A 13,720-nucleotide genomic window follows, 5' to 3' on the forward strand; every position below is an offset into this window, starting at 1 on the left:
ACGACTAAGGCTTATTTTCGTTCAGCTACCATTTTTATATCAGAGGTAAATATTTTCCGCTGAATGAAAATAAAACTACTTTTTCTGATTTTAGTGTAGATTATTTTGTTTAATTTAGCAATCTTTTTTCATCATTATTTTTTGCAATATACAACTTTTTTTGTTTTTTACGAGCGAAAACAAAACAATAAGTAGATAACAACCATACCAAACAGAAAACTTTCAGGTTGCGCAAAAAATGTGTAGAATGGAAAGCAAGGAGAGTGAAACACTAATGAAAACAATTACAACTGCTGAACAATTTAATGAACTAATTTCTGGTGACAAAAAGGTTCTAGTGAAATTTTACGCTGGCTGGTGCCCAGATTGCACACGCATGGATATGTTCATCGATCCAATTATCGAAGAGTACAGCCAATATGACTGGCACGAACTTAATCGCGATGAGCTTCCAGAAATTGCGGACAAATATGATGTAATGGGTATTCCAAGCCTATTAATTTTCCAAAACGGTGAAAAATTAGCGCACTTACATAGCGCCAATGCTAAATCACCTCAGCAAGTTATTGAGTTCTTATCTGCACAACAATAATTAAAAAAGGAGCTGCATTTCTTGTTGAAATGCAGCTCTTTTTTAGAAAGGAAATTTTGATGCGCAAACAATTATCACTGCTCGGAAAATCACAATATGATGCATCGATTTCGCCAAACTATCGTAATTCTGCCTGTGGACCTACAACTGTACACGTAGTCTTAAACTATTTAGAAGATCAAGCTCCTTCGGTAAATGAACTTTATAAACTTCTTGGCGGCACAAAAATCGGGTTATTTAAATGGCGTCTAATTCGCAATCTTCGCCGGCTTCGTCCAACATGGGATATTCGTGATTGTACATTAAAGGAGGCAATGCAGGAAATCGATGCAGGCCGCCCTGTCGCCATACGCTTTGACAGATATTTCAGCCTAAATTGGCGCGATAAAAAATCTGCCTTCGCCTATCATTGGGTACCTCTTATTGGCTATGAAATACGAAATGATGAGCTATTGTTAATATTCCATAATAATGGTGGCCGTGATCGTGAAAATAAAATTCGAACGGCTCCTTTTAAAGATAATGAAAAAGTATTGAGCTTCGTGAAAATTACACCGAACTGAGTGAGAGCGTGCCTGCAATGTCTAGACACGCTCTTCTTATAATTCAACGCTTATTTACTTTTCTCAAGAATATCCTTTAGAACTTGTGCAAAAATATCTGTTGTTCTATACATTTCTTCCAGCGTATTTTCTATACCTCCCATTTCTAATAATACTGAATTATCATGGAGCTCTTGATTATAGGTATTTGGGGGATTGCCCTCTTTTTCTATTACACCTATTGATAGTCCCGGATATAATTCTTCTAGTTGTTCATGAAGCTGAGTTGCAAATTTTTTATTCGCTTCATAGTTTTCATTCGTTTTCGATACGACAAATTTAATTCTTGCGTACTCTTTCCCTTTAATTTCAATTGTGGAATCCCGTCTTTTATTAGAATCTCGATGTATATCAAAAACCATGCGAATACTGTCATTTTCAGCTAAGACTTTTTGCAAATTTTCCCGTGACACTTTATATGAATCAGGAAAATGTAAACCCTTTTGTTTTAAGATTCCAGCTATATCGGTCTCATCATGAATTGATGGAACCTGTATTTCCTCTAATGCTCTACTTAACTCTTTCCCTACCAATGTTATATTTTTCGTATCACTATTTGCCCGCTCTCTATACATCTGCTGTGCAGGAAGCTCTGGAATAAATGATTCTATATTATGTGAGTGATATATATATACAACAGGTTTTTTTTCGTCCATTGCGTAGGAAGATGACGCCCCTCCAAAACTATGGATGATCTCTGAAACTTTACCATTTCCATTAAAGAAGATTAACCATGAAAAAATAAATGCACACACTAAAACGCTGCTTGAAATCACAGAGAACTTTGTTAAGATTCTTTTTTTCCTCATACTTCGTGCTCGTTGTCTAAGCGTATTCTCAGTTGCAGAAACAAATTCCTTTCTAGGGTGTTGAGGGTACATTTCTTTCAACATATCAAATAAATCTTTTTCATTTTGCATTTGTCAAAACCCCCTCTATTTCAATATTCAGTTTTCTTTTAAGCTCTTTTAGGGCTCTGTGATAATCAACTTTTACCTTCACTTCACTACATTGAAGAATTTCTGAAGTCTCGATAATGGAGAACTCATTAATACCTCGAAGTATGACTACTGCTCTGTAATTAGGTTTTAATTTAGCAATGGCATCATGTATAAGTAGTTTTAATTCTGTTACTTCAAATTCCTCATCAGGCTTCTTTTCATTCGATGATAACTGATTAAAAAAACCGTCCTTGAATAGAGAGGTAAACCTTTTCTTCCTATAATGATCTATTGCCACATGTTTTGCGATCGAAAAAATCCATGTTTTTAGGTTATATTTACCATCAAAGTTCGATAAACCTTTTAAGACACGAATGAACACTTCTTGGGTCAAATCTTCCGCATCATTTTGATTTCCTGTAAAACAAACAAGAAATCTATAAACGTCTAAGTAATACAAATTGTAGATTTGAACTATTCTTGATTCCAAGTTATTTGAATCAATCAATCTTTCCCCTCCTTTTACTTATCTGCTTATAATTCGTTTGAGGTTAGGAAAAGGTTACAAAATTTTTTGTATAAAAAAGGCTCATCACCATAAAGTGTAGTTGATTTCCGTTCCGGCTGTGCGCTTTGCCGCTGACGCTTCGCTTTCGCGCAGATAAAACATTTGTTGCTGTCGCTTCGCTTTCGCACAGATAAAACATTTGTTGCTGTCGCTTCGCTTTCGCACAGATAAAACATTTGTTGCTGCCGCTTCGCTTTCGCACAGATAAAACATTTGTTGCTGTCGCTTCGCTTTCGCACAGATAAAACATTTGTTGCTGTCGCTTCGCTTTCGCACAGATAAAACATTTGTTGCTGTCGCTTCGCTTTCGCACAGAGCAAAGCTTCCTGGTGGCGTCCGATGAGCCGCTGAGTCCCAAGGAGTCGCCCAGCCTCAACTCCAATCAACCTATGTAGATGGCATATGTTTTACCAAATATCTGCCTCAACATTTGGTGATAAGCCAAAAAAAGCAGAGCATATTTCTATACTCTGCGTTGATGATCATGCTGTTTGTTTTTAAATAAGCGAATACAGTGAGCGTGCCTGCTTGGCGATTAATGTGTAGCCACGTTGTTCTATTTCTTTGAACGTTTGAGGCTCGTAATCAGGTAATACTAAGCTCGCTAATTCTGCCTCGATTGGTACGTTTGTTTGAATGGTTGCAAGCTCGTGTGACAATTTTAGCATGTCTAGATTTTCTTTAATTTTTGTACGTTGACCTGGCTTTAATTCATCTATTGATGTAAGAACATTTTCGATGGAACCATACGTTTGAATTAATGTAAGTGCCTGCTTTGGTCCAATTCCTTTAACGCCTGGATAACCGTCACTCGTATCCCCCATAAAAGCTTTAACTTGTGCAAATTGAATTGGTTCGATGCCATATTCTTCAGTAAAGCGTGTATGCGTATAAACGTCATACTCTGTGTAGCCTTTTTTTGTAAAAGCAATTTCCGTTGATGGTCTTAAAAGTTGCAGTAAATCCTTATCGCCACTAATTACCGTAATGTCAGCCTCATCCTGCCATTTCGTAATCATCGAGCCAATTAAATCATCTGCCTCCATTCCTTTAACACCGAAATTTTTCCAGCCGATTTGTTCAGATAAATTTTTCGCCATATCAAATTGTGGCAGCATTTCCTCTGGTGGTGCTGGACGATTTGCCTTATAGCCATCAAATAATTCGTTACGGAATGTATGGGCACCCATGTCCCAACAAACAGCAAGATGTGTTGGCTTCATGATAGATTGTGCCGTTAATACATGACGCACAAATCCTTGGGCACCATTTGTTGGTGTCCCATCCGCGAGGCGAATATAATGCCCCATCGCAGCTGACGCAAAAAACGAACGGAATAATAACGCCATGCCATCAACAATTAATAATTTTGGTTTTGTAGTCATGATAACTAATCCTCTCTATAACAATACAATGATTGTAGTAATTCATTATTAAGCATTGTTCTATTATAGCAAACTATCATTAAACTTCATTGTAAATATATACAAGCCATTGTTCCACGTCCCAATTAGTGTCACAGGGATAATTTGGTGGTTGACATAAAAAAGCCTCCCCTTTAATTGATACGTATATCATACTGGAGGTGCCTTGTTGTTTAAATGCGTTATTTGATTACGGGCTTACAAAAAGCCTCCTGATAATAGATGTTATTGTGATTTCGCGAAATATGGCAATTATCAGGTGGTTGGGATTTCTAGCGCCTACCTATAAACGCTTCTTTTGGGATGAACCCGAATCAAGGAAGGAGTGTGTCCTAAAATCGGTTTCCTCCCAAGACTCGTTTCAAAATTCCCCTACCTAAATAGAGCATTTCCTCGATATAAATTTAACTTAACATTATCAATCTCATGAAATGCCCAAAATTTTAGGTTGCGGTGAATAATTCAAGTTAAACTCTTTTGTAAAATATTTTATAATCTTCATAATTTCTTCATCTTGTCTTATTTGGTATATTTCGCAATGCTCGCGTGGAAACTGGACATTTAGCTCCATTTACCAATTCAATGTACTTTTCCTTTTTATTAATTTGGATTACGTGCTGAAGATTAACTATACAACTTTTATGACATCTAAAGAACGTTGGATGAATATGTTCAATTTCCTTGAGCTTACCGTAAAATTCGTATACACCATTCTTTTCAAACAATCGAACTTTATGAACATTCTCTGATGTTTCGAAATAATAAATATTTTCATAGGGAACGTTTTTTAATATTTCACCTATCTTTACCTGATAGAAATTAACTGAGTTAGTTTTTCCTAATTGTTCATAACGTTGAATAGAGCATTCAAAAGAACCAATTAGTTGATCGGTAAAGCTTGTATCAGTTCTTTTTATTATATAATCTAATGCAGCTACCTTGTATTTAAATGTTAACTTTAGTGCTTCTGAATAATCCGTTACAAATATTAAACTGGCTAAAATATCTTGCTTTCTAATTTCAGCAGCTAGTTGAAGGCCATTTTGCCCCTCTCCGAGTTCAATATCTAAAAAGTAGCAATCAGCTTTATTCGTCTCCATAAATTTTAAAACTTGTTCCGCGTTAGATGCGGCTAATACAATTTCAACACTCGGATGATTAATCATGGCATAGTTTTTTAACTTAGTATAAAGCATTTTTTGCTGTTGTGGATTATCCTCACAAATTACAACTTTCATTGAATCCCTCGTTTTTAGTGATTTCGATAATTTGGGTGAACAAGCGCTTATTTATATTTGTGTTTAATGTTACATTAGGATAATTTTTAATAATGTTAGTAACATTATTAAGCCCTCTTCCTCGATTTTTTCCTTTTTCAGAGAAGCCATTTGTGAAAATTTGGTCTATCATTAAAGAATCGTTATTGAAGGTATTTTCAATAATTATTATGGTAGAATCAGATATGCTGTTAAAAAACGCAATATTAATTTCTTTTTCTTCCTGAATATTATTTTGGTTATTAGCTTCAATTGCATTGTCCAAAAAGATTCCTAGTATTCTTGATAAATCAATGACATTCATACTAATTTCATCAATTTCATCGGAAATTTCAACTTGGACTGATATTCCCTCTTTTTCGGCTTGTAAAGACTTTGTTATGATTAGTCCTTTAATACCTGTAATTTGCAACCTTGATAAATTGGCTAAGCGTTTATTTCTTTTTAATGTTTCCTCTTCTGCAGAGAAAATATGCTTTTTAAAATACTTCTTCAATCCTTCAAAATCATTTATTTCTATATAACCTTGCATCGTAACCAAGATATTTGTGTAATCATGCTGGAACTTCTGCATATCATTATTAATTAACTCCAATGAATACATATAGTTTGTAAATTGCGCATTTTCAACCTCAATTTTTCGAAAGTGAGTTTCTCTTCTAATGTTAATGATTGTTATATAAAGAACAAAAATCATAATGGTAAAATAGATAGTTTGTGTGATGATATTAAACTTTAAAAGGCTATCTTTAGAAAAATATTCAGTTAAATAGATATTGATATAAAACGTACTCATCGTTACGAGTAAAATAAAAAGGATAAGAATATAAGCGGTCTTCAATTTGCCAATCAATATATAAATTTTCCGTGTTAGAATCCGATACATCTGGATACTTATTATAAACAAAACGAAAAAAATGCAATAATGCAATAGTATATCTGGAATAAATTTAAAATGAATAGCTACGGCTATATATTGCGTAAGATTGTCTGTTAAAATACCAATAATCAACACAAAGCAAATATGTATGAAAATAAGAAAATCCTTTGATAACCAAAAGAAGTAGATAAAAGAACTAATAATCAAGTAGATGATTCCTTGCCACTGACCAATGGATTCATAAATTAATGTGGTCGGAAAAATAATCAATACAATATAAGTTAAGGTACTCTTTATACTAATCTTACCTTGTATTACACAGGTGACGGCCCAAAATATTAAAACAAACTCAATTATTAAAGTAAAAAATTCCATATTTTCTCCAAATTAATTTATTCCTTATTAGATGCGAATGGGTGACTGTTTAGTAGTTCTCTAGGAACCTTTTTTTCATGAAATAGAGCAGTACATGATGTGATAGTTGCCATTCCTCCTACCGCAACAACTATTTGAGCTACTTTTGATACGAAAAACTTTAGATTTAATTCTTTTTTGTCTTTATTATTCATCTTTAAACTCTCCTTTAATCGATTGTAAAACCAACATAATTGTTTCTAAAAATACTCCATAAAAAATAAAGAATTTAACTACTATTGGACTTAAAAAATATACACCCACCAAGAGGAATAATCGGATTTTCATCTTCCTTCTTAAATGCTCACGATGTGCATTACTAATAACTGGTTGATTTTTAGTACCTTTTGGTGCAAGTGTATAGATTGATACTAAGAGAATACAAAAAATGATATTTAATAAAAGTTCTGAGAAATTCACATAAAAATCGGCTAAATAATAAATTGCTACAGGAAATGCAACCATACTCCATCCAATACACGTAAATAAACTTTTGAAGTGATAACCTAAGCATACTTGTCTTAAAAGGAAGAATGACAGATGTGTAATTAAAGTTGGAAACATACAATCTAATAAAAATGCAGCCAAATATATTAGTAGCAATTTATTAAATTCTGATAGAATAATTTTTATACCGAACTTTAATTTTTCTCTTTCAAGAAAAGAATACTGTTCTTGATTTAATACGTTGAATAGAGTTTTTTCCAGTCTATATATCCTTCTCACCCCTCCATAAGATTCATAGAAGAAGTATGATTCTATACTATAATCCTCCTTATATTCGGTTATTATTCTACCACCAATTCCTAATTAATTGTTTTTTTTTATAATAAACTTTCCTTTTTTTATCATAATCGTACCTAGCGTTATTTTATTAATTCGACCTGATTTTTTACAAAAAAATCTATATTTTATAAATAAAAACTAAACTGTACATTTCTTATTGTATTCATAAAAGTAGTAAGAATCTAAAAAAATCAGTTACTACAGATTTGATACTATGTCAAGAAAATTGATAGAGAAAATAGGGATTATCACTCTGAATCTAGCGCGCTAACGCTTGCTGACATCTCAAATAATTTAAGGGACGTAACCCATAAATTATTTGAAAGGTTAAAAGGGTAGAATCATATTACCTTAGCTATCTGTAAAATTTCGAAATATCGCTTTTCGTATGCAATAAGTGACATATAATTTGTAAATGAATTATACGTTTGTAGTTATAGAAACTAACAATGTATTCGACTTATACTTTTTTGGACCTCGGCAAACCACTTGCCACATTCAACTAAATGTACAGTGTCTAGCTTGAATTCTTTGGCATTACTTTTTCGTTTGGTCATCTTTGACACTCCTAGTAAATTGTTAAGAATACTATACTTAAAAGTCCCAATTTACCTTGTCCAATATTTAGACTAACATCAATTTAAGCGTTATAATGCCTACCTAAAAGACTAGGTAGGCATTATAACGCTTACTATTTAACAGGGGATTAGCAATATACCATAAGCTATGTTATAAATTTATAACTCTTGAACAATTTGAAATTGCACTTTCATCATGACTCACCATTATAATCGTCTTCCCTTGATTGTGGAATTCTTTAAGCAAATTCATAATGATTTTTCCATTTTTCTGATCCAAACTCCCTGTGGGCTCATCTGCTAATATGATTTCACTTTTACGTAATATTAATCTTGCAATTGCTACTCTTTGTTGTTCACCTCCAGATAGCTGAAAAATTTTTTTATCTAGAATATCACCAAGCCCTAATTTATTTAACTCTTGTAAAGCTAACTTTCTTCCTTCTTTTTGGGGGATTTTATCCAAAATAATTCTTAAATTTTCATACACGGTTAAATCATCGATTAATGCATAATTTTGAAACAAATATCCAATCTCATTTTTGAGTAATTTACGTACTTCTTTTGTATCTCTATAACTTATTTTTTTCCCTTTAATAATTACATTTCCATCACATTCTTCTAGTAATCCTATTATATTCAGTAATGTGGATTTTCCAGCTCCACTCTTTCCTGTTATTCCAAGAAATTCACCTTTTTCTATTTCTAAATTAAGATTGCTGAATATTAGATTGCCATTATATGATTTTGTAATATTCTCAAGTTTTATTAAACTCATTATTTTTCTCCGCTTCTATATTTATTCACCTTTTAATGCTAGCACTGCCTTGCTCCTCATGTATTGGTGTAACAAAACTCCATAAATGATTCCTTCTAGGAAGAATAAGAAAAAGAAGGTTGGATTAATAATTAATGTAATTCCTATAGTAATGATTCCGTTTAATATCGTAAATTTACTAATTGTTTTTATTGGGTACTTACCAACTAATCGATATACTGCGAATTCTTTTTTTCGTAGTTCCAAGAAAATCGTGACTATTGATAAAACACAAAGTAAAAAAGATAATAAGTTGATTATCATATGAAAGAGGGATTCAAAAAGATTCAATTCTAAATTTCCTTTTAGAATATTATAGTCACTATTTAAGGTTTCAATTCTTATACTATTTGTGTCTATTCCTAAATGGGCTAATTCTTGTTCGATAATTTCCGCACCATTTTTATCTAGCAAAATCTCACCTGAATTCAAATACAATGTTCTTTTTAGCTCATGTATATAATAAATAGAGTCATATATATAATTCCCTGGCCACAAAATATTTTCCTGAACTTGCCCGTTTTTGATATAGATTATTTTTGTGTTTTTTTCTAATTGAAAATAGTCAAGAATCATTTCAATATCGTTCTTAAAATGAATTGGAATTAATAAAGTATTTGCCTTTACCTGTGAAGCATTAATTTTATTGTTTTTTTCATCTACAATATCTAACAATTCTAATATATTCGGAGAAATAGAAGTATAAGCAAATTCATCTCGATCTCTTAATTTACCACTAGATTGATACAGCTTGAGTTCGTTTATATCAAGTGTGTGTTCTGTAGGTGAGTAATTATATACTTGTCCATCGTCTAAAGATGCAATTAGTTGATCTAATTTTGTATGTATTTCTGCATCAGGTACCACGGATGTTTGTATCTTAGAAAAATTATAACTCTGTAGCTTACTTATTGATTGAATATTTGCATTAAGCTTATATATGTCCTTAATTGAGGTATTCATTGAAAATGCTAATAAAGTTACGATAACAAATTTAAATATAATCAAAGTATAAAATAGTAACTTATTATTTCGTTTATTTTTTATAGCACCTACTTGATTTATCTTATATATATAGAGAGTTCCAACAAAAGCAGACAATAAAAAAACTAGTGCTAAAAAGAAGCATAATAAAAAATATATTCGAGCATATAGTATGATTTTTCCAAAATCGCTTAAAACAATATATATACTAAATGGTATTGCTAAGAATAAACTAGATAAATAGGAATGGATTAACAGCTTAGAAAGTAGTCTAAAAGAAATTTTACTATTACTCCATCCATGTAACTTTAAAATCCCTATTTCTTTTAATCGATATACATAATAGGTTGCTATACTTAATATTATTAATAGAATAAGCAATGAAAAAAATTTTATATTTAATGAAGAGAAAAGCATTCCTAATGTAAAATTTAGTGGCTCGTTCTTGATTAGACTTACACTATATCCTTTTTTTTCAAGGGTAGATTTTAGATTTTCAATTTTTTTATCTTCATTGCTTTGAATAGTGAAAAATTTAATCTTTTTTTCAATTTCTTCATCAAAATCATAATAAATAATCTCATTTTTAGGAAACACACTAGGTTGTTTTCCTAGATCGATGGTTGAATTTGGGTTAATAAAGGTAACTTCTAATTCATTTCTTCCAAAACTAATATTCTTAAAGTTTACCAATCTAATCATTAAATTTGTATCTTCAGCCATTTCTTTTAATTCTTTACCTGATATACTTTTAGATAAATTAAAATCATAAATTGTCTCATTGTTGTGATATACCATTTTATCTGCAACTAGTAAAAAAAAGGAAAACGAGAAAACTGCTACTAATATACCTATCCCATAAAAAATTTTTTTCATTTTTATTCATCTGTCCCTATTTTTAATTTTTTTAGGCCGTATTAATTATATAAATAAAGGAAGTATTATTAAGTGAACAAAGTTTACACTGTAAAGTTTTGAAACCTTTACAGTGTATGTTAGTTTAGATATGCTAATAAGTATTATTTAGAAGTGATTGCTTTAAAATCATTATAACCAGATTTTTCCGGTACAAATGGATTTGTATGGGTAGATGCTCTAGTTACTTTAACTTCTCCTGCTGCCTTTACTCCGCTAGTAGTGCCTGTTTTTTCACTTTTTTGACCTTTATCATCTTGAACCCAAACTCTAACCTCATATTTAACGCCATCACTTTCGTTATCCCAAAGTTTAGAAAAGATTATACCATCTTCATCTTCTCCACCATACCATGTGGCACCACCACCATTTAAAGATTCAGAAGCTGCCATAGCAACTACTGAAAATCCAGCAGTCATCATACATGCCGCTATTAAACTAGTAGTACCTTTTTTAATCTTTTTGAAATCCATAATTTCTATCTCCTTCCATTATCGCTGAGGTATGAACGGTTTAACCCGTTTTTATTTTTTGATTTGTAATATATACCAGTAATTCAAAATTCAAATTAATTAACAATTTAGGGACGCTTAGCTAGAGTCATTCTGGAAGAAGCAAACCAACCACCGAATGAAGCACTCTACCTCGTTCATCAATTGAGCAAGCATAATGTTTATACTTAGCGAGATTGATACCTACGACGAGTGTATTTTCAGTTACTTGATTAATTTTTTGATTCGTTTTAGAATTCATAAATGGAGTCCTTCTGTGTGATGGTAGGTCATTCATTACCGGTTGACAATCACGCATCATACTAGAGGGCTTTTTTAATTCAAGAGCCTGAAAATCCTTCTAACAGGAATGCTCCTTAAACTGAATGTTATGTTTTACATCAAGAATTAAAAATCCTTGTGTAATAGTTGCTTGCCGACGTCGGTAATCAAATTATAGCAAGCGAGTTATCTTAGAAAACTAGTTTTTTCCTAAAATGTAATATTCTCTTCATAAACGCTAATAGTTTCATTTTCAAGATATTTAAGTTGAATTTATTAACGTTTATTATAATTATCGTAAGCCCGAAATATAATAAAATAAGCACACATTCTCGATACGCACGACGAATGGCCATCTATCCTAGTTTTATCGGGTAGATGGCTATTTTGCACATGTGGCTTGGATTTTTTTCGACCAAGGCATGTAATTCTTTAAAATCTCTTGCTGCTGGCTAATCGGTAAATTGGGCAGTTCTGTCAGTAATGTTACTAAGTATTGATAAAAATCGATGCCGTTTGCTCTTGCCGTTTCAGTCAAACTTAAACAGAGGGCATTCGCTTTAGCACCTGCTCCACTAACAGAGAAAAACATTTCTTACGACTAATCATATTGGAGCAATCGCATTTTCAGCTGGATTATTATCGATTTCAATTCGACCATCGAATAGAAAAACCTTTAATCCGTGTAAGATTTAATGTGTATTCGTCAGCTTTTGCGAGCGCCTTTTTTCCGAAGAAAGGCGATTCGTCAACCCCTTTTAGAAACTTCTTTACAATCAGTTTTGAATGTTTTTGCCTTGCTTTTGGGTGTTTACCTGGTATGGAAACAGTCACATTGCGTATTTGTAGGATGAGGGTGAATTTCTACTGTTTCAACATGACCTACGTGAGAAATCGACTTTTACTAGATTATTCTTACACCTCGGTAGTTATTTTCTTCGAATACGATTGCGATGATCCAGTTGAATCCCTGTTAGCCAATGTAAAAATGCTGTAACACCCATCTTTACTGTTTCTGGACGTAGATCTCCTTCCTTTGGATCTGCGTAAACAAAGTCAATATGGCGGACACCTTCATTTTCCCCAATGAGCTTGAGGATATCAAATAATTCATAGGCAGTTAGTCCACCTGGTGTTGCAGCAGGTACACCTGGTGCGAATATAATATCAAGTGCGTCTAAATCTACAGATACATAAATACGATCTACCGCATACATCAGCTGCCGAAGCATTTCGCGAATTGTTAATTGTATGCCGTCACGACGCATTTGCTTTAATGTAATCATATGAATGCCTTGTTCTTTCGCGTAATGAATCATTTCCGGCGAATTGAAAAAACCATGTAGCCCTACATTATAAACATGTTTTCCCTCTACAATGCCTGCCGCAATTAGCTTCTGTATTGGAGAATCCATCGCTAAGCCAATTTCCTCCTGATTCCGTGCATCCAAATGTGTATCAATTTGAATAATCCCTATTCGATCTTGTGGGAAAGCATTCTTTATTCCTCTTAAGGAGCAAGCCGTAATCGCATGATCACCACCAATGAGACAGGTGAAACTTTTAGAATAAGCGGTACTTAAGCTTTCTGCCGCAGCTTCGATAGCTGACTCTGAAAGCATTCTATCTGTCGCATGAATCGCTACATCACCTACATCCACAACTGCCAACGAGCACAAATCTACTTGCTCATCTAAATTATAGGATTGAAAGCTTGGCCAAGCTTTTCGAAATGCCGTTGGATAGAGTGCTTTTGGGGAAGGTTTACGTCCATAAGATAATAAAGCACCATACAAAATAATATCTACATCACCCGGAATCGGATTTTCTTTTTGTTTAATCCATTGATGCATAGCTGAACCATTTTCTTGCTTATACCGCCATTCTGGTTGAATAAACATGTTAACCTACCACCTTCACGTCATTTTTCTATAACTATCTTCAAGTACTTTCATTCTTTATGTATTGAAAATTCATCAACATATCCACATGAAACGTTTGAACAAAATGTCATCCCATTTTTGGTGATGAGCCAAATGGAAGTCAATTGCCCTATGCTACTTTATTGTTCACATAAATATACCTAGAGAATTACCTTTGATATTAATAGTACCATTAGTTCGTATAATTTCGTCAAAGTTCGGTATTTCCCCTCTTTTTAAAAAAATT

Annotated in this window: 17 protein-coding genes and 1 pseudogene; 2 read left to right on the forward strand and 16 right to left on the reverse strand. The window is 32.7% G+C overall.

The features are described from left to right. Nucleotides 1-238 precede the first annotated feature (238 nt). The gene (locus AB9L17_RS20185; RefSeq protein WP_263297577.1) at nt 239-592 is read left to right on the forward strand and encodes a thioredoxin family protein; all 354 of its coding nucleotides are present in this window, start codon (nt 239-241) and stop codon (nt 590-592) included. A 59-nt stretch (nt 593-651) separates the two neighbouring features. Further along, entirely contained in the window at nt 652-1,155 is a 504-nt protein-coding gene (locus AB9L17_RS20190; protein WP_223555847.1) for a C39 family peptidase, read from the forward strand. A 50-nt stretch (nt 1,156-1,205) separates the two neighbouring features. Here AB9L17_RS20190 and spoIIP read toward each other — a convergent pair whose 3' ends face one another. From spoIIP to AB9L17_RS20265, 16 genes and pseudogenes are all read right to left on the reverse strand, one after another. After that, a complete protein-coding gene (spoIIP, locus tag AB9L17_RS20195) occupies nt 1,206-2,114 on the reverse strand; it encodes a stage II sporulation protein P (RefSeq protein WP_223555849.1) in 909 nt (302 codons plus the stop codon). Further along, nucleotides 2,104-2,643, reverse strand: a complete 540-nt coding sequence (locus AB9L17_RS20200; RefSeq protein ID WP_375199691.1) for an RNA polymerase sigma factor — start codon at nt 2,641-2,643, stop codon at nt 2,104-2,106. Before AB9L17_RS20200 ends, spoIIP begins: the two co-directional genes overlap by 11 nt. 26 nt (nt 2,644-2,669) lie before the next feature. Next, nucleotides 2,670-3,089, reverse strand: a complete 420-nt coding sequence (locus AB9L17_RS20205; protein ID WP_375199692.1) for a hypothetical protein — start codon at nt 3,087-3,089, stop codon at nt 2,670-2,672. 111 nt (nt 3,090-3,200) lie between these two features. Then, nucleotides 3,201-4,088: a 5'-3' exonuclease gene (locus tag AB9L17_RS20210; RefSeq protein WP_223556608.1), complete on the reverse strand. Its 888-nt coding sequence runs from the start codon at nt 4,086-4,088 to the stop codon at nt 3,201-3,203. A 548-nt stretch (nt 4,089-4,636) separates the two neighbouring features. Further along, nucleotides 4,637-5,365, reverse strand: a complete 729-nt coding sequence (locus tag AB9L17_RS20215) for a LytR/AlgR family response regulator transcription factor (RefSeq protein WP_223556606.1) — start codon at nt 5,363-5,365, stop codon at nt 4,637-4,639. Continuing rightward, entirely contained in the window at nt 5,346-6,659 is a 1,314-nt protein-coding gene (locus AB9L17_RS20220) for a GHKL domain-containing protein (protein WP_223556604.1), read from the reverse strand. The genes AB9L17_RS20215 and AB9L17_RS20220 overlap by 20 nt, the downstream gene beginning before the upstream one ends. Nucleotides 6,660-6,676: 17 nt before the next feature. Continuing rightward, the gene (locus tag AB9L17_RS20225; protein ID WP_223556602.1) at nt 6,677-6,853 is read right to left on the reverse strand and encodes a hypothetical protein; all 177 of its coding nucleotides are present in this window, start codon (nt 6,851-6,853) and stop codon (nt 6,677-6,679) included. Beyond that, nucleotides 6,846-7,424 (reverse strand): accessory gene regulator ArgB-like protein, encoded by a 579-nt coding sequence (locus tag AB9L17_RS20230; protein WP_223556601.1) that lies wholly within the window; start codon nt 7,422-7,424, stop codon nt 6,846-6,848. Before AB9L17_RS20230 ends, AB9L17_RS20225 begins: the two co-directional genes overlap by 8 nt. 401 nt (nt 7,425-7,825) lie before the next feature. Further along, nucleotides 7,826-7,944 (reverse strand): annotated as a pseudogene (locus AB9L17_RS25375) (IS3 family transposase); the annotation flags it as partial. A gap of 269 nt (nt 7,945-8,213) precedes the next feature. Beyond that, a complete protein-coding gene (locus tag AB9L17_RS20235) occupies nt 8,214-8,840 on the reverse strand; it encodes an ABC transporter ATP-binding protein (protein WP_223556592.1) in 627 nt (208 codons plus the stop codon). Between the two features lie 21 nt (nt 8,841-8,861). Next, nucleotides 8,862-10,739 (reverse strand): hypothetical protein, encoded by a 1,878-nt coding sequence (locus AB9L17_RS20240; protein ID WP_223556590.1) that lies wholly within the window; start codon nt 10,737-10,739, stop codon nt 8,862-8,864. Nucleotides 10,740-10,882: 143 nt separating this feature from the next. Next, nucleotides 10,883-11,251 carry a hypothetical protein gene (locus tag AB9L17_RS20245; RefSeq protein ID WP_223556588.1) on the reverse strand — a complete coding sequence of 123 codons (369 nt, stop codon included), beginning with the start codon at nt 11,249-11,251 and terminating at the stop codon, nt 10,883-10,885. A 127-nt stretch (nt 11,252-11,378) separates the two neighbouring features. After that, nucleotides 11,379-11,531: a hypothetical protein gene (locus AB9L17_RS20250; RefSeq protein ID WP_422655648.1), complete on the reverse strand. Its 153-nt coding sequence runs from the start codon at nt 11,529-11,531 to the stop codon at nt 11,379-11,381. A 402-nt stretch (nt 11,532-11,933) separates the two neighbouring features. Next, nucleotides 11,934-12,143 carry a transposase domain-containing protein gene (locus AB9L17_RS20255; protein WP_223556586.1) on the reverse strand — a complete coding sequence of 70 codons (210 nt, stop codon included), beginning with the start codon at nt 12,141-12,143 and terminating at the stop codon, nt 11,934-11,936. Nucleotides 12,144-12,156: 13 nt separating this feature from the next. Next, a complete protein-coding gene (locus AB9L17_RS20260) occupies nt 12,157-12,243 on the reverse strand; it encodes an IS66 family transposase (RefSeq protein ID WP_375200818.1) in 87 nt (28 codons plus the stop codon). 237 nt (nt 12,244-12,480) lie between these two features. Beyond that, nucleotides 12,481-13,452 carry an agmatinase family protein gene (locus AB9L17_RS20265; protein WP_223556584.1) on the reverse strand — a complete coding sequence of 324 codons (972 nt, stop codon included), beginning with the start codon at nt 13,450-13,452 and terminating at the stop codon, nt 12,481-12,483. Nucleotides 13,453-13,720: the final 268 nt, after the last annotated feature.

This window comes from Lysinibacillus sp. RS11 (genome assembly GCF_042019215.1).
GTDB classification, from domain to species: Bacteria; Bacillota; Bacilli; order Bacillales_A; family Planococcaceae; genus Lysinibacillus; species Lysinibacillus xylanilyticus_A.

What these genes read in the sequence shown, in the direction of transcription:
- AB9L17_RS20185 (WP_263297577.1), top strand. Translation starts at nt 239, where the DNA reads ATGTGTAGAATGGAAAGCAAGGAGAGTGAAACACTAATGAAAACAATT.
- AB9L17_RS20190 (WP_223555847.1), top strand. Translation starts at nt 652, where the DNA reads ATGCGCAAACAATTATCACTGCTCGGAAAATCACAATATGATGCATCG.
- spoIIP (WP_223555849.1), bottom strand. Translation starts at nt 2,114, where the DNA reads ATGCAAAATGAAAAAGATTTATTTGATATGTTGAAAGAAATGTACCCT.
- AB9L17_RS20210 (WP_223556608.1), bottom strand. Translation starts at nt 4,088, where the DNA reads ATGACTACAAAACCAAAATTATTAATTGTTGATGGCATGGCGTTATTA.
- AB9L17_RS20215 (WP_223556606.1), bottom strand. Translation starts at nt 5,365, where the DNA reads ATGAAAGTTGTAATTTGTGAGGATAATCCACAACAGCAAAAAATGCTT.
- AB9L17_RS20220 (WP_223556604.1), bottom strand. Translation starts at nt 6,659, where the DNA reads ATGGAATTTTTTACTTTAATAATTGAGTTTGTTTTAATATTTTGGGCC.
- AB9L17_RS20225 (WP_223556602.1), bottom strand. Translation starts at nt 6,853, where the DNA reads ATGAATAATAAAGACAAAAAAGAATTAAATCTAAAGTTTTTCGTATCA.
- AB9L17_RS20235 (WP_223556592.1), bottom strand. Translation starts at nt 8,840, where the DNA reads ATGAGTTTAATAAAACTTGAGAATATTACAAAATCATATAATGGCAAT.
- AB9L17_RS20240 (WP_223556590.1), bottom strand. Translation starts at nt 10,739, where the DNA reads ATGAAAAAAATTTTTTATGGGATAGGTATATTAGTAGCAGTTTTCTCG.
- AB9L17_RS20245 (WP_223556588.1), bottom strand. Translation starts at nt 11,251, where the DNA reads ATGGATTTCAAAAAGATTAAAAAAGGTACTACTAGTTTAATAGCGGCA.
- AB9L17_RS20250 (WP_422655648.1), bottom strand. Translation starts at nt 11,531, where the DNA reads ATGAATTCTAAAACGAATCAAAAAATTAATCAAGTAACTGAAAATACA.
- AB9L17_RS20255 (WP_223556586.1), bottom strand. Translation starts at nt 12,143, where the DNA reads ATGTTTTTCTCTGTTAGTGGAGCAGGTGCTAAAGCGAATGCCCTCTGT.
- AB9L17_RS20265 (WP_223556584.1), bottom strand. Translation starts at nt 13,452, where the DNA reads ATGTTTATTCAACCAGAATGGCGGTATAAGCAAGAAAATGGTTCAGCT.